Source organism: uncultured Veillonella sp. (assembly GCF_963551295.1).
Lineage (GTDB): Bacteria > Bacillota > Negativicutes > Veillonellales > Veillonellaceae > Veillonella.
Window position 1 is genome coordinate 37,007 of sequence record NZ_CAUVFT010000006.1, and the last position, 23,293, is coordinate 60,299.

The following is a 23,293-nucleotide window of genomic DNA, read 5'->3' on the forward strand; positions in this document are numbered from 1 at the left end:
CCCTTTCCCTTACAGTTTCAACTTATTCAGGTGTATTTGTTCCACCAGCATTAGCCTCATCTTTTTTATTAGTTTCTTTCGACTCTTTTTTAGGGTCCTTTTTAGACTCAGCTTTATCCGTTTTATCTTTTTTAGATTGATCTTCCAATTCTAACTTGCGCTCCATCTTAATCTGATGTTTCGCTTCTTTGACACGTTTTGCTAATTCTTTATCACGATCAGCGGGCTTCATTACATGAATCGTAAATTGACCATCACCTTGCACGATGTACTCAGTATCAACGGCAGTCTTTTCAGGTTTCTTTTCATCATCCTTACTAGAACTCAAATCTTCTTGACCTGTTTTTTTCTTTACATCCCCAGGCATAGGTTTTGATTCCACATCTTTAAGTTTAGCCTTTTTAACAGATTGAGAGCCATCTTCATCAACTAAGCTAATGCCATCTTCCAAAAATTCAACAACGATTTGATTATTTGTATCAGTCTTTTGAATTTCATCATAAAGCTCATCAAAATCTTTATGAACTTTCAAACGGCGTAAAATTTCGTCTGTTAAATTATACTTTTGTTTTTCCAATACGTATGGCAATGGAATCTCACCACCGCCACGTACTTCTAAGGTATATTTACCAATAGCTTGATCTTCTGGGACCTTAAAGAAGATTTGTTTAATAACCTTTTCGCCACGGAACGGTTCTAATGTTACATCTACTACGATAGTATCCCCAGGAGAAACTACAGTAGACGAAGCAGAAGCATCTATAAGCTTGGCTGTTTTCTTATCTTGCGTTACGTTTGTTTCAACCGAAATATCCGAAATTTCATAGTTGATGAATCGATTGTTCATAAGAACATCAATGACATTATAAAATTCATCAACTGCTTTTTCGCTAATGGAATCAGAGCTGTAGAACATATTTGTCCGCGTTAATGGCTTATGTTCTTTCCCTTTTGGCGTAATAGTATAAGAAATTGTAGCCGTACCAGAACCACTGCGATCCAATGTTTTATTCAACATATTGTATAAGGCTGTAGCTGCTAAAGTTGGTGTCATTTCACCATCTTCAATAACCTTAACGGAACTAGTTCTATCACGTCCCATATCAATATCCTTTAAATGGAATCGCAATGGAATACCAGGAGAAATCACGCCAGATACACCAGCAATGCCTGCGCCTCTATCTTCAGTAACTGAGCCTATTTCTTTCCCCATGGAGCCAAGTTTAAAAGCAGCATTATAGCTTTTTACAACGGTAAAGATACTTGCATTGTGCATGAAGTAATTAGATGAACCATGTTTTAAGAATGGATGACCAAAAGCAACAACCTTTTCACCATCTACATGAGTCACAGTACCAATAGCGCCCAATTTGAGGTCACCATCAACTAACAAAGCAGCTACAGAGCCACCAGCCTCTAGTGGTTTTGCAATTTCATCACCACTAGCACTTGCGGTATCATATGTTTCATATTTATATTGTGGTAGCTTGGATTTAAAGTAATCCATTGATGCCGCATCGAAGCCATACGCCATAAGTGGAGTACCTAAAGGAATCAATTGTGTATCATCCCAAGGTTTAGATAAGTTTTTCTCATATGGTATATTCCATAGTTTGACCATATCCTCAATAGGAGTAATCATACCTATCGTACCATCCGCAAACCCCCAGCCATAAGCAACAGCCCCAACAAGTTTACCATTTATATATACAGGGCTACCACTCATACCATGCGCAATGCCACCAGTTTGATCCATAACGGGTCCGGAAAACTTGGCTAAAATAAGATGACCAGATGGTCCCTTATCCTTCATGACACCCAATACCTTTACATCAAAGGTGGAAATAGTATCCCCTACGATTACAGTTTTTGCAATACCTTCCATACCTGTTGTTACATCATTGACAGGCATAAAATCAATAGCCTGTGCAGTTGTAAGTGAAGTACAGAAGAAAAGCGCCAGTATCGCTTTTCTATACCGACGCCAAGAATGAGAAAACTTCATTCCTTCTCTCCTTTATTTACTTTCTACAGTGACAACGATTTGATCACGAGAAACGTCTGAACCCACTGTAACATTAACCGCCGTTACAGTACCAGTTACAGTAGATTTAGCAGCAGCCATAGGACCAGCCAATGTCTCTACAGTCACCAATGTTTGGCCTTCTGTTACAGAAGTACCAACAGAAACTGTAGAAGCAACTTTACCTGTTAATACACTTTGGTATGATACAGGGGCCGCCATTACAGAGCTAACACTTAAAATGCCTAATGCAGCTAAAGCTAACGCTACTCTTTTCATAACGATCCCTCCTTTTACAAAATTAGTTATGTATGTATAGTATACTAAATTATTAGTAATATTTCAAACAAAATTGTATGCAACGAATTCATTTTATAATTACAATATCCTCATAGCTTATAGGCCTAGAAGAGGATTTATGTACATAATCATCATTGATAACTAAATCAATACTACCTTGATTTGATAATTCAGCTCCATCAACAACGCCTAATTTAGACAATAACTGAGCTCCTTCTTTTTGAGTAATCCCTACAGATTGAAGCTCTGATTTATCAACTGTTAATACAACTAAATCATGTTCCTTCGTGGCACCAATAAAGCTACGAGCTTTGTTATTAGATGCATCAGCGCCCACATAGCGACCATTCTTCATCACCATAGTTCCCACGTCTAAACTAGCTCCACCGGTAGTGCTGACTTGAGCAAGTTCTTCCCTATTTTGAATTGTAATAGGTGTCCCTACTTTTAACTTACGTAAAGCATCACTAGATTCACCGTGACCAGATAATACATATTGGTTCTCTCCAATCTTGGAGTTTCCCTTTTGTTTACTAATCACCTTGCCATTAGCTACAGTCACTTCATAACCATAGTCATTGGTCTTTGTAGATGAACCATATGCTGATGTATATAAGGTCATAGCATTCTCTTTGCGAGCCGTATCAATAGAGGTAATCACAAAACTTTCCTTTTGTGTTTTAGCTTGAAGCAAAGGTTTTTTCTCTTCGATAAAATATCCTCGATTTGGTGTATATCGCAAAGTGCCACGATTAGAAATGCGTTCTAAATCAATAGCTCCATCACCAGCTACTGAATAAGGTCGTTCAAAACTGCCACCTTTTACCTTCGCCCCAATCAAAACCGTATGAGCTTGAGAGACAGAAAATAATGTTTTACCTTCTGGAACATGCGCCACCGCCATAGGAGAGTCATTATCTACGGTCAATGCAAAGGCTTGAATTTTCCCTTCCGCTACAGTGTTATTGATTTTGCTATATCTTACAGATTTATTTACATCTTTTGTGGTCTGTTGCGCATAACCAGAAAATAAATCTACCACTATACGCGATGGCTTAGCTAATGCAAATTCATGATGTTGTACATCTTTATTTGCGGTTAGGGTTACTTGTAAGCCCCCATTAACCGGCTGTAAACCAATGCCTTTAAGCACTCCGGTTTTTTTGTCATTTTGCGATATAGGTCCAGTTAAACCATTTGTAGTGCCCCCTAAATTAAGCGTAAGGGCATGTGTTTCTTCATTATAAGATCGAGTCCAAGATACAGGCATTTCAGATACATCTAAAACAATTCGGCTTGTGCCTTCATGATTAGATACGCGTACTCCTGTTAAATTACCTGCCTCAGCATAAGGAACGGTACTGCCTAGTAGACCTAAAACAGCAAAAGTCATATACAGATAACGTTTCATATTTAATTCCTCTATAGCTACAAACCATATTATTGGTCTTATATTGTTACATCAATTTTACACAATATACTTTTACTATAGTATACAGCATAAAGATGAAAAATTCAAAATAATAAACGAAAAACGAGGTTACAGTCTAAAGATACCCCATACATAAAATAGAATAACTGTAGACTATAACCTCGTCAATTTAAGCTTACATCATCATGATATATTATTGTAACTATATTATTGTAACTCGTCTAATGTATCACGAAGCTGTGACATTTCATCTAGAGCCTTTGCAACACCTTTAATTACTGCGTATCTTGGAGATTCTACAAGGTATGCAGCAATCCCTATGGAGCGCGTAATAACACGATCTAATCCATCGATAAGCGCACCGCCACCAGTAAGAATAATACCATGATCGTTGATAGCAGCCACAAGTTCAGGTGGGGTTTTTTCCAGAATGGACTTAACACCTTCTAAAATATTCATTACTTGTGCCTCTAAAGCACGTTGAATCTCTAAAGAATTCACAGCAACCATCTTTGGTAATCCAGAACTTGCATCTCGTCCCCGTACCTCAATCGTGCGCTCCTTTGCACGGCGATCCACAGTCCCTACAGAAATTTTAATTTTCTCTGCTGTTAGGGAACCAATAACGAGGCGCTTCTTACGACGAATGTAACGAATAATAGATTCGTTAAAAGAATCTCCTCCAATGCGAAGCGATTCACTTACAACGACGCCCGTATCACAAAGAACGGCAATATCCGTGGTACCACCACCAACATCGACAACCATCGCCCCTACATGTTTAGCATCATTGAGGCCAGTCCCCATAGCCGCAGCTAGCGGTTCTTCAATGAGAACAGTCTTTTTAGCACCAGTTCTGAGTAAAGCTTCCAAAATAGCGCGTTTTTCAACTGGTGTAATTCCAGACGGAACACATACGATAATACGCGTCTTCATCAATCTAGAAGCAGGTACAACGGAGCGAATAAAGTACTTTAACATGAATTCTGTCATATCATAATCTGCAATAACGCCGGCTTGAACTGGACGAATGACGGAAATCCCTTTTGGAGTCCGACCTACCATAGAACGTGCAGCTTCACCTAAGGCAAGAATATCACCGGTTTTATCATCCCGTGCGATATACGCAGGTTCGTCTAATACTAACCCCTTGCCCTTCGCAAAAATGAGGATATTTGCAGTACCTAAATCAATTCCCAAATCAAAGTTTAAAGATCGATTTAAACGACTCATTAAATTCCCGACTTGCTCAGGTCGAACTAAACGTTTTAATGTCATGGCTGGCGTTGTTTTAGCAATTGCTACAGTCTCACGACTACGTCGTTCAGCACGGCGCATTTTTGTAACTTTAATCATGGTCTCACGCATATTGGAGGCTAAATGATTAGCTTGTTTTGCCACGCCATTTGAAAGCTTAGTAGACTTACGTTTTGTCCTTCTCAATGGTTTGCGTGTAGTACTCGCTTTCGAATTTTCAACCTTTGCAACACCTAAGTTCTGTTGCTCGTTGTATAAAGCCGGCCCTTTAGAGCGCCGGCTTCTTTTCTTTTTATTTTGTTTTGGCTGTGTACTCTTATTCGTCAACCCGAACAATATCAGCACCTAACCTTTGCAATTTACCTACAAAATCATCATAACCTCGGTCAATATGATGTAAACGACCGACTTCTGTTCTACCTTCCGCAGTCAATGCAGCACATACAAGCGCCGCTCCAGCACGCAAATCAGTAGCATTTACTATAGCCCCATGTAAGCTTGGCATACCTTCGACAATAGCTTGACGATTATCAATGTCGATATGCGCTCCCATTTTACGAAGTTCAGCAACATGCATAAATCGGTTTTCAAAAACAGTTTCTGTTACTGTACTAGTGCCTTCCGCAATCGTAGTAAGAGCCATAAATTGAGCTTGCATATCTGTTGGAAATCCAGGGTATGGCAATGTTTTAATGTCCACAGCTTTAATGCCTTTACCACTACTGATAACGCGAATACCGTCGATTTCTTCCTCTACTGTTACACCAGCTTCCTTTAATTTAGCCACTACTGGTTTTAGATGTTCTGGCAATGCATTTTCCACGAATACATCACCACCTGCCATAGCAGCTGCGATTAAATATGTACCAGCTTCAATGCGGTCAGGAATTACTGTATGAATAGCACCGTTTAATTGAGGTACACCTTCAATACGAATCACATTTGTACCAGCTCCGCGAATATTAGCCCCCATAGCATTTAAGAATGTAGCCAAATCAACAATTTCAGGTTCTTCTGCAGCATTTTCGATAACAGTTTTACCTTCCGCCATAGAAGCAGCCATAATTACATTCTCTGTAGCCCCCACACTTGGAAAATCCAAATAAATTTGAGTGCCTTTAAGTCCTTCCGGAGCATGAGCATATACATAATCTTCAGTAATTTCAATTTTTGCACCTAATGCTTCAAATGCTTTTAAGTGAAGATCAATAGGACGTGCACCGATAGCACATCCGCCAGGCATTGAGATTTTAGCCTCCCCTTTACGAGCCAAAAGTGGACCCATGACAAGAAAGGATGCACGCATTTTACGTACAAGTTCATAAGGAGCTTCCGTAGCAGTCAATGTAGAAGCATCAAAAACAATTTCACCATCTGCATTATTACGAGCGATTTTAACCCCCAAAGACTCGATAACTTGGCAAATCGTGCCTACATCTTCTAAATTTGGAATTTCAAGCAATTTACTAGGCGTTGATGCTAGCAAAGTACCGGCAATAATAGGGAGCACTGCATTTTTAGCACTACTAACACGTACACGTCCTTCCAACCGATTGCCACCTTGAATGATTAACTTTTCCAACAGAATTCCTCCTACACTTTATATCGTTCATCTTGTATAAGCTACAAGGCCTTGTATTTATAACGTCATATACTAAATGTTATTATACTATTTTTCGATATATCTCATCAAGAGAATGAGAGAAAATACAAAGAAAAAAAAGCCCTGAATATACATCAAAAACTGATGTACAATTTTTGAGTACATTTCAGGGCTTTCTTCTTATTTTGCTTTTAATGTTTTAAGTTTATGATCCATATGCACGGTATCAAGGAAGCGAACCGTACCAGTTTTAGACCGCATTACAATAGTATGCGTACGCGCACCACCTGGAAAATATTGAATTGGATTTAATAAGTTACCACGTGTAATGGCAGTAGCCGCAAAGATAACATCATCAGTACGAACTAAATCATTTAATGTGAGCACTTGATTTACATCGGCAATACCCATTTCATGGCAACGACGAATTTCTTCTTCCGTTTCTGGCTTTAAGCGAGCTTGCATATCGCCGCCTACACATTTCAAGGCTGCAGCCGCTAGTACACCTTCAGGTGCACCACCAGTACCTACAACCATGTGTACCCCAGAACCTTCGATACAACATTCCATAGCTGGATTAACATCACCATCAGAGATAAGCATAATGCGAGCCCCTACTTCACGAGCTTCTTTCATCAAGCCTTGATGACGCTCACGATCAAGCATAACCAACGTGATTTCATCTACATTACGTTCCATTTTAGCCGCTACATTTTTGATATTTTCGGTCAAAGATTTCGTAATATCGATAGCACCCGCACCGCGAGGACCAACACAAAGTTTCTCCATGTACATATCTGGTGCATGTAACAAGCCACCTTTTTCTGCAATCGCCATAACTGCAATAGCACCATTTTGACCTTTAGCAATCAAGTTTGTTCCTTCGATAGGATCAACTGCGATATCTACTTCTGGTCCGCCAGCGCCTACGTGTTCTCCGATATAAAGCATAGGAGCTTCATCAATTTCACCTTCTCCGATAACCACAGTACCAGAAATGCGAACAGAATCAAACGCTTGACGCATAGCATCTACAGCAAGACCATCGGCTGCATCCTTTTGCCCACGGCCAAGCAAACGACCACTACGCAAAGCTGCGGCTTCAACGACACGAGCAAATTCCAAAGATAATGTACGATCCATAATGGGCCTCCTTATAAGTCCTCTATGTATTGATATGACTCTTACCTAGAGCCTCTAACTTATTGATTAGCTTGTTTCCAATCTTCCATAAATTTTGCAAGTCCTGCATCAGTCAACGGATGTTGCATTGCTTGCATAAGTACTTTAAATGGAACAGTTGCAATATGAGCGCCTGCTTTAGCACATTGAATAATATGCAACGGTGTTCTCACACTAGCAGCAATAATTTCAGTTTCAATTTCATGAATAGCGAAAATATCTGCAATATCTTGAATTAATATAAGGCCATCCATGCTGATATCATCAATGCGCCCAACAAATGGACTCACATAACTTGCACCTGCACGAGCAGCTAATAAGGCTTGGTTTGCAGAAAAAATCAAAGTCACATTCGTTTTAATGCCTTCTTTGCTCAAAACAGCAACAGCTTTAAGGCCTTCTGGAGTCATAGGAACTTTAATAACCACGTTAGATCCTAATTTCACAAGGTCATGTGCCTCCGCCACCATGCCTTCAGCATCAGAGGAAATAACCTCTGCACTAACAGGTCCATCAACAAGGTTTGCAATTTCAGAAATAACTTGTTTCAGATCGCGTTTAGCTTTCACGATAAGTGATGGATTTGTAGTTACACCATCAATAAAACCAAAGTCATAAGCCTCTTTAATCTCATCAAATTCTGCTGTATCAATAAAGAATCTCATAAAATGCCCCCCTCTTATTTAGCCGGTGAAATCACTTCAACGCCACCCATGTATGGCACGAGAACTTTTGGAATTACAACGGATCCATCAGCTTGTTGATAGTTTTCCAAGATAGCGGCTACTGTACGACCTACTGCAAGGCCAGATCCATTTAATGTATGAACGAATTCCGGTTTTCCTTTAGGTCCACGACGGAATTTAATATTAGCACGACGGGCTTGGAAATCGGTCATATTGGAGCAGGAAGAGATTTCTCGATACTTACCTTGTGCAGGCATCCACACCTCTACATCATAGGTTTTAGCAGAACCAAAGCCCATATCACCTGTGCACAGAGTGATAACACGGAACGGCAATTCTAATAAACGTAACACTTCTTCTGCATTATCTGTTAATGTTTCTAATTCTTTGAAAGAATCTTCAGGTTTAGCCAGTTTAACCATTTCAACTTTATTGAATTGATGTTGGCGAATAAGACCACGAGTATCACGACCTGCAGAGCCTGCTTCGGCGCGGAAACATGCGGTGAACGCAGTATAGTATTTAGGCAATTCTTCTTCGCTTAAAATTTCACCACCATGATAATTAGTCAATGTAACCTCAGCGGTCGGAATCAAGAAATACTCCGTATCCTCTACATGATACATATCTTCAGCAAATTTAGGCAATTGCCCAGTACCCGTCAAAGTTTCACGAGTTACCATATATGGAGTCATCATTTCAGTATAGCCATGTTTGTCTACATGAAGATCTACCATGAAGTTGATAAGGGCGCGTTCCAAGCGAGCACCTAACCCCTTATACACAGTAAAGCGAGCTCCACTCATTTTACCTGCACGGTTAAAATCAAGGATATCAAGGCTTTCACCTAAATCCCAATGAGCCTGTATATCAAAATCAAATTGACGTGGTTCGCCCCATTTACGTTGCTCCACATTTTCATCTTCATCAGCACCTACAGGAACAGATGCATCACACATATTCGGCAACATCAATGCCGCATCACGCAATTTTGTTTCCACTTCGCGAATACGGTTATCAAGCTCAGCAATCTCATCGCCTACTTTTTTCATTTCTCCGATTTTTTCATCAGCATTTTCTTTATTGCGTTTTAATTTGCTAATTTCTTCTGTTACGGAATTGCGAAGCGCTTTTAATTCTTCTACTTGACCGATCAATTGACGACGTTCATCATAAGCGGATACAAAGGTTTTCAGATCGCCTTTTGTATGACGATTATCTAAATTTTGTTGCACTAAATCAATATTTTCACGGACAAATTTTAAATCTAACATACTATAAACCTCATTTTCCAACTATGTTACGCACAATATATTCAATACGTTTAAGTATACCATATATTGGTGTATTTATCATTAAATTATGTGCTATATACTAGTCTTCACACTAATAATTTATATTATTCATCATCTTCTTCATCTAGCAAATAATCTTTTGCCATCCATTTACGCGTGCCTGTAAAAGAAATGGTTACCCATTTTTCCGTTGGGTTACCACCAATTTCTTGGTCAATTTCATTGCGAATAGCATCAATTTCAGCAATAGTTTGATAGGGAAAGCTTTTACGAACTAAAATATCAATTTCAATAATTCGAGTATTGCCGTATACTTGCACACTCGTCACATAATCTTTAAAATTATACTTTTCCATAAAGCGATCCATAATTTCTTGCACTTCATTATGCAATGAAGTTGGTGCCCACCCCAATATTTGTTTCATGGATGGCACAATAATACGAAATGCAGACGGTATCATCTGTACAGCTAAAATAATTAATACAATAGGGTCAATATAAGTAGCCCATCTAGCATATTCAGTACTTTCTAGCATAGTAGCCACAATGAAACTAATCAAGATAGCCGCTTCTAATAAAGCATCGACATACCAACTTACATTATCAAATTTAATCAAGTTAGACTGTAAACTTTTATTAATACGACGTACATAAAGATAGTAAGCAGTATCTGCAATAGTAAAGAATATAGCATAGAAAATAGCTGGTCCGAAGTCTACGTGACGTCCACCAGACAAAAGATCTGTAATCCCACTAGATAAGGCATAAATTACTATGAGAAGAATAAAAAAGCCTTCCACGGCCAGCACCAGAGGTTCGAATTGCCAAAAACCGAATTGGAATCGCTTACTCGTTTCTCTAGCAACTAACTTGGCTGTCATAAGCATCATAATCTTAATAACAACATCAACGAAGGAAAATACCCCATCTAACAACACTGCGCTAGACCCTGTCACAATCCCCATTACAGTACCGCTCACCGCAACAAGCGCCATCAAAGCAACAGATTGCATTAGTAGCTTTTGTTCAATAGAGCGCCTTGCTCCTAATATATCCATTAAGACCCCCACTTTCTTAATTTGTACATTTTTTTATTATACACCAAGTGAATTGATGAGCAAAATCACTGCTATTACGAGCATTAAAAAAAATGCTATAAAAAAGGATAAAACTCATATTAAAAGACTCTTCTCATGCTCCAAGCACAAGCTATGAGACACAATAAAAAGCAGCTGGTTTGAATGATATACAAACCAGCTGCTTTAAATACATCGATATTCTTTTCTGTAAAATATAAACTTTATCCTTTTGGACTCGGAACTACGCGACCAGCCACATAGCGTTCAATGATATGACGATCATCCCCTACGTATAACCACCGCTCTAATCGTTCTTCCAAAGAACGTTCATTTGGATCGAATAATGAAGTATCATCAATGATAAGAGCATCTAATTCACAGCCATTTTCAAAGCTTCCAACGTGACCAAAGAATTGTCCCCCTCCCTTTGTAGCCATATAGAAGGTTTCACTCAAGGTGAGAGGTGCATAATTTTGATCTACTTCAGCCCATTTCATTTTCGATAGTCCAATGGCGTTGGTAAGAACCTTTGCCATCGACACAATATGTCCACCAGAAATGTCGGAACCTAAACCAATTGGTATATTCCGTTCAAACAACTTACGAATCGGTGCAATTCCGCTAGAGAGATTTACATTTGAATATGGACAATGAGATACCATAGTCTGCGTATCGGCCATGCGGTCCATTTCTACACCACTCAAATGAATGCAATGAGCCATTACAGTTGGCACAGTGCCCATCAAATGATGTTCATAGTACACATCTGTATAGTTTGACGACTCAGGATGTAATGATGCGACCCAATCAATTTCGCCGTGATTTTCCGACAAATGAGATTGAACAGGGACATTGTATTCTTTCGCTAATTTAGCAAGTCCTGTCATGAGTTCACTCGTACAAGATGGTACAAAGCGAGGTGTAATGATAGGTTTAACCAAAGGATCAAACTGAGCTGCCTCATCTAACCAAGCCTTTGTATCGAGCAAAGACTGTTTCGTTTCCTCTATAAGAAACTCTGGGCTGTTTCGGTCCATATTTACCTTGCCTACATAGGCTGACAATCCTGCTTTTTGTAAAAGCTCCATCAACACTAATGTGCTGTCTTTATGGATTGTGCCAAACAAAATACTTCTCGTCGTACCATTGCGCCATAAATCGTGAACAAAGGCACCATATACCAGGCGAGCATAATCTGGATCACTAAACTTTGCCTCTTCAGGAAATGTATAGGTTTCAAGCCATGGTAAAAGTTCCTTATCCATGCCAAGTCCACGATTACAATATTGTGGTGCATGTGCATGGGTATCAACAAAGCCAGGAATGATGAGATTATTTCCGTAATCAACAACATCATATTCTGCATAAACTGTAGGAATACTTTCACCACAATGAACAACCACCCCGTCTACAGCAATAATATAACCCTGTTGAATGGATACAAATGCCGAGGGATCAGGTGTATATAAGATATTTCCTTTTAAAATAAGTGCCGAATTCATATAACCTCCTCGCGTAATCAGAACTCTAAAGTATTGCGCCCATATAATACGCTAGATTTTTCTTTAATAGACTATGCTATATGATTCATAGTATATGCTATTTAAATAGCAAAGTGAATAATGAACGCTACAGTCATGATGTACATAATAGGATGAATTTCGTGACGACGACCTGTAGCTAATTTAATTAATGTATAAGAAACAAATCCAAAGGATAAACCTTGAGCAATACTAAATGTTAATGGCATAAGAAGAATTGTTAAAAAAGCTGGCAACGCTTCTGTGAAATCAGTAAAATCAATATGCGTTACTTCACTCATCATAAATACGCCAATAGTAATCAGTACAGGCGCGGTCGCTTGTACCGGCACCAATAAGAACAATGGTGCAAAAAACAAGGATACCAAGTATAAAAGACCAGTTACTACTGCCGTAAGACCTGTACGACCACCGTCAGCAACGGCTGCCGCACTTTCAATATAAGAAGTAACTGTAGAAGTACCTACAACAGCACCTGCTGCGGCACCAATAGATGTACATAGCAACGCTTTGTTCAAACCTTCGAACTTACCATTTTTATCTACCAAGTTAGCTTTTCTCGTTACACCAATTAATGTACCGATATTATCAAACATATCTACAATGGTAATAGAGAAAATAATAGAAAAGATACCATATTTAATAGCACCCATTACATCTAGTTGAGCGAATGTATCAACCGGAACCGGTGGTATCAAATTAAAGATATCCGCGCTTGTAGCAGGCATCTTAGTTAAACCTAACCCCATTGCTGCAATTGTAGTGAACACCATGCCAATGAGCAAACCGCCTTTAACTTGTTTTGCTAGCAGAATACTAGTAATAAATAAGCCTAACAAAGTCAATAATACTGCTGGATCTTGCATATTACCTAACGTTACAAAGGTAGCATTATTAGGGACGATAATGTGAGCATTTTTAAAGCCAATGAAGGCAACGAATAGACCAATACCTACACCAATAGAGGTCTTCAGTACTTGTGGAATACCATCAACAATTTTATTAAGAACTTTGGTAACTGTTAAAATAACAAATACTGTACCGGAAATAAAAACGGCACCGAGTGCAGTTTGCCAACTAAGGCCCATAGCACCACAAATGGTATACGAAAAAAACGCACTAAGGCCAAGACCAGGGGCTACAATAACGGGGACATTGGCTACTAAGCCAATAAGCATAGTTGCAAAAGCAGTTGTTAAAATTACAGCCGCTACAGCACTAGCATGAGGCATTCCTGATACAGATAATAAATTTGGTATTACCGCCAGTATATACACGGATGCAATAAACATTGTAATACCTGCAAAGAACTCAGTTTTTACTGATGTTCCATGTTTGGTCAACTTGAAAAATCGATCAAGAAAACCATTAAGATAATTAGCTCTTTCATACTCCATTGAACTCATCGCACTTACCTCCTAAACTTTTAGATATATAAATTTAGATAAACAAAAAACGACTACAAGAGCATCATAAATAAGCTCTTGTAGTCGTAAATCTCGGTTCACGCTAGAGAGCCTTGACCCATCACGTCAAGGTTATACAAGGAATGTTATGTTACTATAAAATTTAATATCATTATCTTATTTATAGGTATTAAAACTAAATAAGCATCAATCAATGATTTTTTATCATTTATATTATGTATTTAACACATTTCACAAGCTTAGTATAAAATCATTTTTATACACTGTCAATAATTATTAATAAAAAAAAAGGCTCCCTACTCAAAGAATAGGGAGCCTTTATAGTTTAGATCATTCAGCTGCGTCTTCTTCAGCTTCTGTTTCAACGTGCTTATGCACTTCTGGTTTCATCAATGGGAACAACAATACATCGCGGATGGATGCAGAGTCTGTTAAGAACATAACGAGACGGTCGATACCAACACCTAAACCAGCTGTTGGAGGCAAGCCGTACTCAAGAGCTGTAACGAAGTCCTCATCCATACGATGAGCTTCATCGTCGCCCGCTTCACGTTCTTTTAATTGATCCAAGAAACGTTGTTTTTGATCGATTGGATCATTTAACTCGGAGAAGCCATTTGCCAATTCACGACCATAGATGAAGGCTTCAAAACGTTCTGTAGCCAATGGATTTTCACGACTTGCTTTAGCAAGTGGAGAAATCTCTTTCGGATGACCATATACGATAGTTGGCTGAATCAAGTTTTCTTCTACATAATCTTCAAAGCAAAGATTTAAGATTTTACCAATACCATCATTTTCTGTGTATTCTACATTTAAGCGATCAGCAATAGCACGAGCTTCTTCTACAGTTGTGACTGCATCAAAATCTTCACCAGTGTATTTTTTTACACCTTCAGCCATTGTGATACGATTCCAAGGAGGAGTCAAATTAATTTCTGTACCTTGGTATGTAATTTCTTGCGTACCAAGTACTTCTTGAGCACAGTAGGACACAAGATTTTCTGTTAAGCGAATGGCATCCTCTACATCGCCATAAGCTTGATAAGATTCAATAGTAGTAAATTCTGGATTATGACGATTATCGATACCTTCGTTACGGAAGCAACGATTCATTTCGAACACGCGGTCCATACCACCAACGATTAAACGTTTTAGGTACAATTCTGGTGCAATACGCATATAAATATCTATATCAAGCGCATTATGGTGAGTGATGAATGGACGTGCAGCAGCACCACCAGGGATAGCATGCATCATCGGTGTTTCCACTTCCATGAAGCCATCACGCATCATGTATTCACGAATTTTAGCAACGATTTGAGAGCGTTTTACAAATGTATCACGTACTTCAGGATTTACAATCAAATCAACATAACGTTGACGGTAACGAAGTTCTGTATCCTTTAATCCATGCCATTTTTCTGGTAATGGACGTAAAGACTTAGATAACAATGTTAATTTGTTAACTTTAATGGTAACTTCACCAGTATGAGTTTTAAATACGTGACCTTCTACGCCGATGATATCACCTATATCAAGCATTTTAACGTATTTATAAGCCTCTTCGCCCAAAACATCTTTACGGAAGTATACTTGAATATCACCAGATTTATCACGGATATTCGCAAATGCCGTTTTACCATGGGAACGGATTGTCATCAAACGACCTGCAATAACTACAGGCTGACCATCATATTTCAAGAAGAAGTCTTCTTTAATGTCTTTTGCGTAATCTTTTACGACAAAACGTTGACCAAATGGGTAAATACCATCAGCTTCATATTCGGCTAATTTATCGCGGCGAATTTGCATTTGCTCATTCAGCTCTTCTTGTATATTTTTAATTTCTTCACTCATGTTATCGCCTCTTTGTCGGTAATTGTAAATTATTGGATTGCTAACACTTTGAATGTTACAGGACCATCTGGTGTGGAAACCTCTACTTCATCACCCTTACGTTTACCCAAAATAGCTTTACCTACAGGAGATTCATTAGAGATACGATTGTTAAATGGATCCGCTTCAGAGGAACCAACGATAACATATTCCAATTCATCGTTGTACATAGTGTCAAGTACAGTAACTTTACTACCTACAGATACAACGTCACCTTTAACAGATTCATCGATGATCTTCGCAGTGTTAATTTTATTCTCTAACTCTACAATATGACCTTCAATAAAAGCTTGTTCATTTTTTGCATCATCATATTCAGAGTTTTCACTGATATCGCCATATTCAATAGCAGTTTTAATACGTTCAGATACTTCAATACGGCGTACAGATTTATAGTACGCTAATTCTTCTTCTAACTTCTTTAAACCTTCGGCGGTAAGTAATGTTTCTTTTACGTCTGCCATGGGTACCCCACTCTTTCTACATATAAATAATAAGAAAAAGTGTCATAGTAAGATGACACCTTATCTTTTGTTTCTAAATTATCTCAACCATTATATAAAAATACTATTCATTTGTCAATCTGACTAACCTTCGGACAATATTTTGCGATATGATTCTAGCTCATTGTGAAAGCTCGTTACAGTATGAATTGTATTCACGCGATTGCGCCAATATGCAGATTCTGGTAATCCCTTCATATACCACCCCGCATGAGTCCGTATCTCCTTAACGGCCATACCTTCACCCTTGTATTGGCATAACAAGTCAAAATGCTTTAATAACATATCTAGACGCTCTATATCGGTCGGTTCTGGTAACACTTCACCAGTAGCTAAATAGTGGTGAATGCGACCAAATATCCAAGGGTTTCCTTGTGCCCCACGACCTACCATTACGGCGTCACAGCCTGTTTCATCAAGCATTTGCTTAGCATCTTCAGGCTCCACAATATCACCATTGCCAAGTACAGGTATAGATACAGCTTCTTTCACAGCCTTAATATAAGACCAATCCGCATTCCCACTATACATTTGCTCCTTTGTACGACCATGTACGGCAATAGCAGCTACACCTGTAGACTCAATGCGCTTTGCAAAATCCACTACATTAATAGAGTCACTATCCCAACCGATGCGCATTTTTACAGTAACAGGTACATCGACAGCCTCAACAGCTGCTTCTGCAACACGCGCCGCTAGATCAGGATTTTTCATAAGTGCTGAACCATCGCCAGAGGTAACTACCTTTTTTACAGGACAGCCCATGTTTATATCTACAATATCGGCGCCCGCATTGGCCACAACCTTAGCCCCCAAAGCGATTGCTTCTGGATCAGAGCCAAAAATTTGCATAGATACAGGACGTTCTACATCTTCAATGCGCAATAATTCATGAGTCCGCTCATTCTTATATTTAATGCCCATAGCACTGACCATTTCGGTACACACCAAGGCTGCACCATGTTCTTTGGCCAATAGTCGATACGCAATATCGCTAACCCCTGCCATAGGCGCTAATATGGCTTGACCATCAATTTTGACAGTCCCAATTTGCCACAGTTTATTATTCATATAATTCTATTTCCCTTAATAAAAAAGGTACAGCATAAGCTGTACCCGAATGTACACTACTTCGTTACATATACGTAACTATATTATAGTAGCATTATTTATTTCTTTCGTAAATAAGGCGTAAGCCTTCTAATGTAAGCATTGGTTCTACATGGTCAATGCAGTCTGTAGCACTGCTAATAAGCTGTGCCAAACCACCTGTAGCCACTACAGTTACATGATCTCCCATTTCCGCTTTCATACGAGACACGAGTCCCTCTACTTGACCTACATAACCGTAGAACATACCAGATTGCATAGAAGACACCGTATTTCGGCAAATGACTTGTCCTGGGTCTCTCACATCGATACGAGGTAATTTGGCTGCCCGTTGGAATAAAGCTTCTGCAGAAATTGTTACCCCTGGAGTAATAACTCCGCCCACATAATCGCCATTACCTTGTACCGCACAATAAGTAGTAGCGGTACCAAAATCGATGATAATTAAATCACCTTTATAAAGTTCATGTGCCGCTACGGCATTTACGATACGATCAGCCCCTACTTCACGAGGATTATCATACTTAATAGCGATGCCAGTTTTAGTGCCTGGACCTACAATAAGAGGATTTACATTAAAGTAGCGCAAACACACGCGCTCTAATGTAGGCATCAATGGTGGTACAACCGAGGAAATAATGATAGCATTAATATCTTTTACATCAACCTTACGATCGTGGAAGAATAAGTTCATCATCAGCATGCCATATTCATCGGTGGTACGGACCCGATCTGTGGAAATACGCCAGTGCCCCACAAGTTCTGTCTTGTCGTATACACCGAGAACAATATTGGTGTTTCCCACATCAATTACTAATAACATTAATGCCTCCTATTTACGCGGACGAATTGATACGTCCCCTGCCACAATACGTTTAATTGTCCCATCCGGGATTCTTACTAATAAATTACCATCTTCATCAATATCTGTAGCTACCCCTTCATAGGTATTGCCAGGAGCACGCACTTCAATTTCTTCACCGAGAGTAACAGATAATTGACGCCATTCATTAAGGGTTTCGTCAAAACCACTATCGAGCACTTCATAGTATTGATGTTCTAATTCTTCTAATATAAGTCTAAATGCTTCTGTGCGCTCAATATCAATATCTTCCATCGCAAGAGATGTCGCAATTAATTTTAACTCTTCTGGTAGTTCTTCTTGTTTTGTTTTTACGTTGACCCCAATACCCATTACAATATGAGAAATTTCTTCCATAGAACCAGACATTTCTGTCAAAATACCTACCAGCTTACGACCATTCACAAGGATATCATTAGGCCACTTTATCCCCGCATCAGTTAGCCCCATCTTATGAAAGGCCTTTGTCAAAGCTACGGCGGCCATCAAAGTACACTTAGGAGCCTCTACAGGTGGAAAATCAGGACGCAAAATCAAGCTAAACCACAAGCCCTTGCCAAATGGAGAATACCAACCACGAGATAAGCGCCCACGACCAGCAGCCTGTTCCTCGGTAACCACAACCGTACCTTCTTCTGCACCTTGTTGAGCTAAACGACGAGCTTCTAGGTTTGTGGACTCCGTGGTATCCATATAGACATACCGTTTACCAAATATATCTGTTTTTAGAATTTGCTTCATTGCCAAGGGGCTCAATAAATCAGGTTCTTCCAATAATCGATACCCTCTCTTGGTATAAGATTCAATTTTGTAGCCTTTTTGACGTAACGCCTTGATATGTTTCCAAATAGCTGTGCGCGAAACATGGCAGGCTTCGGACATATCTTGTCCCGATACGAAACTACCTTGGTTTTGTCTCAAGAATTCTAGCACTTCATCACGCATAGTTTAGAGCCCCTTTCTTTGTCAACCTAGGTTTACAATTCGATTGTACAAGTGTCCCCTTCAAAATGCAAGGATTATTTAAAATAATTAATGGTATAATGTATATAGTATAAAGGTATATATATAAGAATAGATAACAATAATTCTGCCTATTATCCTCTGGAGAGATATATGAAACAGTTTACATTAGAAGAAAAAAATCAAGTATTAGAGAACCCTTTTATCCATATTCATCGAAAACTAGATGTACTCCTCAACATAGGGAAGTTACTAATGGAATGTGGGGCAAATACAAATCGAATCATTGAGGAAATGCTAAAAGCCGCAACATTTATGGGAATACCTCACGATTACTTAAATATCCATATCTCTTATACCACTATTATGGTCAATCTATTACACAAAGAACGATCCATAACTGTATTTAGAAAAACACCAGTTCACATTCCGAATATGGCTATGATTAACGCCGTATCAAAGCTCACATGGCGCGCCTTTGAGCGACATTACTCACTAACAACCTATGAACGACTAATTGCCAAACTAGATACAACTATACCGACATATCCAAACTGGATAAAAGGACTAGCTTGTGCACTAGGATCGGCAGGTCTTGCATACCTTTACAGTGGCGATATTATCGCATTCATTGTTACTATCATATGTTCTAGTATTGGTTATTTTACGCGCACCCTATCATGTAGATTAGGGCTTAATGAATATGTAGGAATCGCATTAGGCGGATTTGCTGCCATGATATCGGCTTATGCTTTTTATAGTCATGTAAATAATGAATCCTTACTATATGTACTCGTTTGCTGCACCTTGTTCATGATTCCTGGGGTACCATTGATCAATTGTGTCATCGATATCATTAATAATCATATTTTATCGGGCATGACACGAGCCATTAGAACGTTACTCATCGTGGGTAGCATGACTTTAGGTATGGCCATGGCACTCTATTTTAGCCCTGCACCGGCATTTAATTTCGTTGATATTAAACCTCATGTTATTTCCATAGAGCAAGTTATCGGTTCTTTTACAGCTGCAGCCGCTTTTGCGGTTCTTTTTAATGCTCCTGTCAGACTATTAGTATCCATTGGTATTGGTGGGGTACTATGTGTATGTATTCGCAATATACTATCCGTAGAATTAGGATTTTCTACACCAGGTGCTACCTTTATTGGTGCTGCCATAATGAGTATTATTTTTGTAAAAGTTTCTACTTGGCTAAAAACATCTAGCACTATCATTATTGTACCATCTGCCATCGCATTAATGCCCGGTATACTGTACTACCGATTTCTCTTCGATATGTTACATATCAATGCATTAAATGATGCTAGTCTAATCCTTATGATACAAAATGGTGTAACTGGCACATTTACAACTATAGCTATAGCAATCGGTGTAGCTATACCAAATGTTTTGGCACAAAAATATTTGCAAAAACTAAAAGAACAGCGCATGACAGAGCTTCTTGCCACACGTCATATAAACGATGGACAGTAAAAAAGAGCTAGCCCTCAAAAAGGCTAGCTCTTTTTCATTTGAACAATATCCATTATTTAATATCATTAGATGATATTTCACTAAAATCTGCTACAGTACTAGTTGTTTCTTTAGCATCAACACCTTCTGGTACTATGCTACCGTCTGCTTCAGAAGTTACTTTAGGCTCCTCAGCTTCAGGTTCTTTTGTTGTACCATATTTGTAAAGATTATCTACCGCTTTCGCATCGATTGTTTCTTCTTCTAACAAAGCATTTGCCATGTCATGTAAGAATTTTTCGTTCTCGCTAAGAAGTTTTGTTACATCTTTGTAAGCTTCTTCAACGATACGATGAATTTCAGAGTCGATTTTCGCAGCGATTTCTTCACTATAGTTGCGCTCATGGCCTAGGTTTTTCCCCAAGAAAATTTGTTCTTGTTGTTCACCGAACACGATAGGGCCAAGCTCATCACTCATCCCCCAACGAGTTACCATAGCACGAGCAGTATTAGTTACACTTTGAAGGTCTCCAGAAGCACCTGTACTGATTTCATCTAAAATCAAGGCTTCTGCAATTCGACCACCAAGAGCCACCCGAATATCTGCTAATAATTGAGATTTTGTTTTGTAGTTTTGTTCTTCCGTTGGAAGCATCATAGTGTAGCCACCAGCTGCACCACGAGGAATAATTGTTACCTTATGAACAGGATCTGCATGAGGCAATAGATGTGCCACAATAGCATGACCAGATTCATGGTACGCTGTTAACTTGCGATCTTTGTCGCTCACAATGTGACTACGGCGCTCAGGACCCATGCTAACCTTTTCACTGGCTTCTTCAACTTCAGCCATAGTAATTACTTTTTTGTTAAGACGAGCTGCCAAAAGAGCTGCTTCGTTTAACAAGTTATTCAAGTCAGCACCAGTAAAGCCTGGAGTTTTCTTAGCAATCGTTTTCAAATCTACGTCATCAGCTAAAGGCTTATTACGAGCATGAACTTTCAAGATTGCTTCACGACCGCGTAAGTCTGGACGACCTACGATAACTTGACGGTCAAAACGCCCTGGACGTAAAAGTGCAGGATCTAGAATATCTGGGCGGTTTGTTGCAGCGATAGTAATAATACCTTCGTTAGCACCGAAACCATCCATTTCAACGAGCAATTGGTTTAATGTTTGTTCACGTTCATCGTGACCGCCACCAAGACCGGCGCCACGTTGACGACCAACCGCATCGATTTCATCGATAAAGATGATACAAGGAGCGTTCTTTTTCGCTTGTGTGAAAAGATCACGCACACGAGAAGCACCAACACCAACAAACATTTCTACAAAGTCAGAACCAGAAATCGTAAAGAATGGTACACCTGCTTCACCAGCAACGGCTTTAGCAAGTAATGTTTTACCTGTACCTGGAGGTCCTGCTAATAATACACCTTTCGGAATTTTAGCCCCGATAGTTGTGAACTTGCCTGGATCCTTCAAGAATTCTACTACTTCTTCTAATTCTTGTTTTGCTTCTTCAGCGCCAGCTACATCTTTAAAGCTAACCTTTACATTGCCTTCACCCATCAATTTAGCACGGCTTTTACCAAAGTTCATCACGCGGCCCCCGCCACCTTGCGTTTGTTGCATGATAAAGAAGAACAATACTACCAAAATGATAATTGGAATAGCAGAACCTAACAAGCTCATCCACCAAGCTGGTTGCTCAGGTGGAGCTGCAGTAATTTCTACACCATTATCTTGTAAAGTTTTGATTAACGTTTCATCAGTTGGCGCATAAGAATTGAATTCTGTTCCATTTTTTAGTTTACCTTTAATACCATGATCATTGGTAATCGTTACGGACTCAACCTTTTTCTGTTGTACTTGTTGAATAAATCCTGTATAACTAAGTTCAGATTTATTCGCACTTTGACCAGAGAAAGCGTCAATGGCGATAACGAAAGCGGCAATGATAAGTAAATAAAGGACGATATTTTTAGTAAATCGACCCAAAATATTACCCCTTTCAATAATAGTTTAGTTGTATAAACGAATTGAGTACATCTCGTTGAGAGATGCACTCATATATTATATCATATTTTTAACTTTGATACATTTCTTCCTTTAAAATACCTATATAAGGTAAGTGCCGATATTTTTCTGCATAGTCTAAACCATAGCCAATAACAAAATAATCAGGAATGACAAAGCCTACATAGTCTACTTCTACATCCATTTTACGGCGCTCAGGTTTATTCAACAACGCTGCAAGACGAACGCTTTTAGCTCCACGAGCATGTAAATTTTCTAGCAAGTAATGTAATGTCGTGCCAGTATCTACAATATCTTCTACAACGAGTACATGCTTCCCCTCTACAGAGCGGTCCAAATCTTTTAAAATTCGCACTACCCCTGTACTAGTTGTACCGCTGCCATAGCTAGAGCAAGAAATAAAATCGAAACTCACATCCACATTCTCGTCGATAGAGCGAGCTAAATCTGTAAAGAAAACGATAGCACCTTTCAATACCCCTACAAGAACTACGGATTCCCCTTTATAGTCAGCACTGATTTGACGACCTAATTCAGCCACTCGTGCCTTTAATTGGTCCTCTGTATATAAAATATCTTTTGCATCTTGATGCATCTATATGACCTCCGCGATT

19 protein-coding genes and 1 riboswitch are annotated in these 23,293 nt (G+C 39.1%); of the genes, 1 reads left to right on the top strand and 18 read right to left on the bottom strand.

The features are described 5' to 3' along the window. Window positions 1–22 precede the first annotated feature (22 nt). From RYO55_RS02585 to RYO55_RS02660, 16 genes are all read right to left on the bottom strand, one after another. Complete coding sequence (locus tag RYO55_RS02585; protein ID WP_314984036.1) at window positions 23–2,005, bottom strand: SpoIVB peptidase S55 domain-containing protein; 1,983 nt, start codon at window positions 2,003–2,005, stop codon at window positions 23–25. Window positions 2,006–2,017: 12 nt separating this feature from the next. Then, window positions 2,018–2,302 (bottom strand): biotin/lipoyl-containing protein, encoded by a 285-nt coding sequence (locus RYO55_RS02590; protein WP_058948506.1) that lies wholly within the window; start codon window positions 2,300–2,302, stop codon window positions 2,018–2,020. An 88-nt stretch (window positions 2,303–2,390) separates the two neighbouring features. After that, window positions 2,391–3,734: a phosphodiester glycosidase family protein gene (locus RYO55_RS02595; RefSeq protein ID WP_314984037.1), complete on the bottom strand. Its 1,344-nt coding sequence runs from the start codon at window positions 3,732–3,734 to the stop codon at window positions 2,391–2,393. Between the two features lie 228 nt (window positions 3,735–3,962). Next, window positions 3,963–5,348 carry a rod shape-determining protein gene (locus RYO55_RS02600; protein ID WP_295815496.1) on the bottom strand — a complete coding sequence of 462 codons (1,386 nt, stop codon included), beginning with the start codon at window positions 5,346–5,348 and terminating at the stop codon, window positions 3,963–3,965. Further along, the gene (gene murA, locus RYO55_RS02605; protein ID WP_195395017.1) at window positions 5,329–6,594 is read right to left on the bottom strand and encodes a UDP-N-acetylglucosamine 1-carboxyvinyltransferase; all 1,266 of its coding nucleotides are present in this window, start codon (window positions 6,592–6,594) and stop codon (window positions 5,329–5,331) included. Before murA ends, RYO55_RS02600 begins: the two co-directional genes overlap by 20 nt. Window positions 6,595–6,795: 201 nt before the next feature. Next, window positions 6,796–7,758 carry a class II fructose-bisphosphatase gene (gene glpX, locus RYO55_RS02610; RefSeq protein ID WP_004695442.1) on the bottom strand — a complete coding sequence of 321 codons (963 nt, stop codon included), beginning with the start codon at window positions 7,756–7,758 and terminating at the stop codon, window positions 6,796–6,798. 59 nt (window positions 7,759–7,817) lie between these two features. Next, the gene (gene fsa / locus RYO55_RS02615) at window positions 7,818–8,462 is read right to left on the bottom strand and encodes a fructose-6-phosphate aldolase (protein ID WP_295815491.1); all 645 of its coding nucleotides are present in this window, start codon (window positions 8,460–8,462) and stop codon (window positions 7,818–7,820) included. Window positions 8,463–8,476: 14 nt separating this feature from the next. After that, the gene (gene serS / locus RYO55_RS02620; RefSeq protein WP_314984040.1) at window positions 8,477–9,757 is read right to left on the bottom strand and encodes a serine--tRNA ligase; all 1,281 of its coding nucleotides are present in this window, start codon (window positions 9,755–9,757) and stop codon (window positions 8,477–8,479) included. A gap of 125 nt (window positions 9,758–9,882) precedes the next feature. Beyond that, window positions 9,883–10,836, bottom strand: a complete 954-nt coding sequence (locus RYO55_RS02625; RefSeq protein ID WP_302498369.1) for a cation diffusion facilitator family transporter — start codon at window positions 10,834–10,836, stop codon at window positions 9,883–9,885. Between the two features lie 242 nt (window positions 10,837–11,078). Continuing rightward, the gene (gene guaD, locus RYO55_RS02630) at window positions 11,079–12,359 is read right to left on the bottom strand and encodes a guanine deaminase (RefSeq protein ID WP_314984041.1); all 1,281 of its coding nucleotides are present in this window, start codon (window positions 12,357–12,359) and stop codon (window positions 11,079–11,081) included. Between the two features lie 101 nt (window positions 12,360–12,460). Further along, window positions 12,461–13,804 (bottom strand): NCS2 family permease, encoded by a 1,344-nt coding sequence (locus RYO55_RS02635; RefSeq protein WP_314984043.1) that lies wholly within the window; start codon window positions 13,802–13,804, stop codon window positions 12,461–12,463. Between the two features lie 61 nt (window positions 13,805–13,865). Further along, window positions 13,866–13,964, bottom strand: a riboswitch (purine riboswitch). Window positions 13,965–14,155: 191 nt separating this feature from the next. Next, window positions 14,156–15,685: a lysine--tRNA ligase gene (gene lysS, locus RYO55_RS02640; protein ID WP_308521208.1), complete on the bottom strand. Its 1,530-nt coding sequence runs from the start codon at window positions 15,683–15,685 to the stop codon at window positions 14,156–14,158. A gap of 29 nt (window positions 15,686–15,714) precedes the next feature. Continuing rightward, window positions 15,715–16,188 carry a transcription elongation factor GreA gene (greA, locus tag RYO55_RS02645; RefSeq protein WP_004695428.1) on the bottom strand — a complete coding sequence of 158 codons (474 nt, stop codon included), beginning with the start codon at window positions 16,186–16,188 and terminating at the stop codon, window positions 15,715–15,717. Between the two features lie 123 nt (window positions 16,189–16,311). Continuing rightward, window positions 16,312–17,298, bottom strand: a complete 987-nt coding sequence (dusB, locus tag RYO55_RS02650; protein ID WP_314984044.1) for a tRNA dihydrouridine synthase DusB — start codon at window positions 17,296–17,298, stop codon at window positions 16,312–16,314. 94 nt (window positions 17,299–17,392) lie between these two features. Continuing rightward, entirely contained in the window at window positions 17,393–18,160 is a 768-nt protein-coding gene (locus RYO55_RS02655; protein WP_012864046.1) for a type III pantothenate kinase, read from the bottom strand. Window positions 18,161–18,169: 9 nt separating this feature from the next. Further along, window positions 18,170–19,144, bottom strand: coding sequence for a biotin--[acetyl-CoA-carboxylase] ligase (locus RYO55_RS02660; RefSeq protein WP_287507785.1), 975 nt, complete (start codon window positions 19,142–19,144; stop codon window positions 18,170–18,172). 171 nt (window positions 19,145–19,315) lie between these two features. Here RYO55_RS02660 and RYO55_RS02665 point away from each other — a divergent pair, with 171 nt between their 5' ends. After that, window positions 19,316–20,659 (top strand): threonine/serine exporter ThrE family protein, encoded by a 1,344-nt coding sequence (locus RYO55_RS02665; protein ID WP_118091604.1) that lies wholly within the window; start codon window positions 19,316–19,318, stop codon window positions 20,657–20,659. Between the two features lie 52 nt (window positions 20,660–20,711). Here RYO55_RS02665 and ftsH read toward each other — a convergent pair whose 3' ends face one another. Both ftsH and hpt read right to left on the bottom strand, forming a co-directional pair. Beyond that, entirely contained in the window at window positions 20,712–22,640 is a 1,929-nt protein-coding gene (gene ftsH / locus RYO55_RS02670; RefSeq protein ID WP_295815472.1) for an ATP-dependent zinc metalloprotease FtsH, read from the bottom strand. A gap of 88 nt (window positions 22,641–22,728) precedes the next feature. Beyond that, on the bottom strand, window positions 22,729–23,274 hold the full coding sequence (hpt, locus tag RYO55_RS02675) for a hypoxanthine phosphoribosyltransferase (protein WP_314984047.1): 546 nt from the start codon (window positions 23,272–23,274) through the stop codon (window positions 22,729–22,731). Window positions 23,275–23,293: the final 19 nt, after the last annotated feature.

Bases quoted from the DNA above. Each gene is read 5' to 3' on its own strand.
- RYO55_RS02585 (WP_314984036.1), bottom strand. From the start codon at position 2,005: ATGAAGTTTTCTCATTCTTGGCGTCGGTATAGAAAAGCGATACTGGCG.
- RYO55_RS02590 (WP_058948506.1), bottom strand. From the start codon at position 2,302: ATGAAAAGAGTAGCGTTAGCTTTAGCTGCATTAGGCATTTTAAGTGTT.
- RYO55_RS02595 (WP_314984037.1), bottom strand. From the start codon at position 3,734: ATGAAACGTTATCTGTATATGACTTTTGCTGTTTTAGGTCTACTAGGC.
- glpX (WP_004695442.1), bottom strand. From the start codon at position 7,758: ATGGATCGTACATTATCTTTGGAATTTGCTCGTGTCGTTGAAGCCGCA.
- fsa (WP_295815491.1), bottom strand. From the start codon at position 8,462: ATGAGATTCTTTATTGATACAGCAGAATTTGATGAGATTAAAGAGGCT.
- serS (WP_314984040.1), bottom strand. From the start codon at position 9,757: ATGTTAGATTTAAAATTTGTCCGTGAAAATATTGATTTAGTGCAACAA.
- RYO55_RS02625 (WP_302498369.1), bottom strand. From the start codon at position 10,836: ATGGATATATTAGGAGCAAGGCGCTCTATTGAACAAAAGCTACTAATG.
- guaD (WP_314984041.1), bottom strand. From the start codon at position 12,359: ATGAATTCGGCACTTATTTTAAAAGGAAATATCTTATATACACCTGAT.
- RYO55_RS02635 (WP_314984043.1), bottom strand. From the start codon at position 13,804: ATGAGTTCAATGGAGTATGAAAGAGCTAATTATCTTAATGGTTTTCTT.
- lysS (WP_308521208.1), bottom strand. From the start codon at position 15,685: ATGAGTGAAGAAATTAAAAATATACAAGAAGAGCTGAATGAGCAAATG.
- greA (WP_004695428.1), bottom strand. From the start codon at position 16,188: ATGGCAGACGTAAAAGAAACATTACTTACCGCCGAAGGTTTAAAGAAG.
- dusB (WP_314984044.1), bottom strand. From the start codon at position 17,298: ATGAATAATAAACTGTGGCAAATTGGGACTGTCAAAATTGATGGTCAA.
- RYO55_RS02655 (WP_012864046.1), bottom strand. From the start codon at position 18,160: ATGTTATTAGTAATTGATGTGGGAAACACCAATATTGTTCTCGGTGTA.
- RYO55_RS02660 (WP_287507785.1), bottom strand. From the start codon at position 19,144: ATGCGTGATGAAGTGCTAGAATTCTTGAGACAAAACCAAGGTAGTTTC.
- RYO55_RS02665 (WP_118091604.1), top strand. From the start codon at position 19,316: ATGAAACAGTTTACATTAGAAGAAAAAAATCAAGTATTAGAGAACCCT.
- hpt (WP_314984047.1), bottom strand. From the start codon at position 23,274: ATGCATCAAGATGCAAAAGATATTTTATATACAGAGGACCAATTAAAG.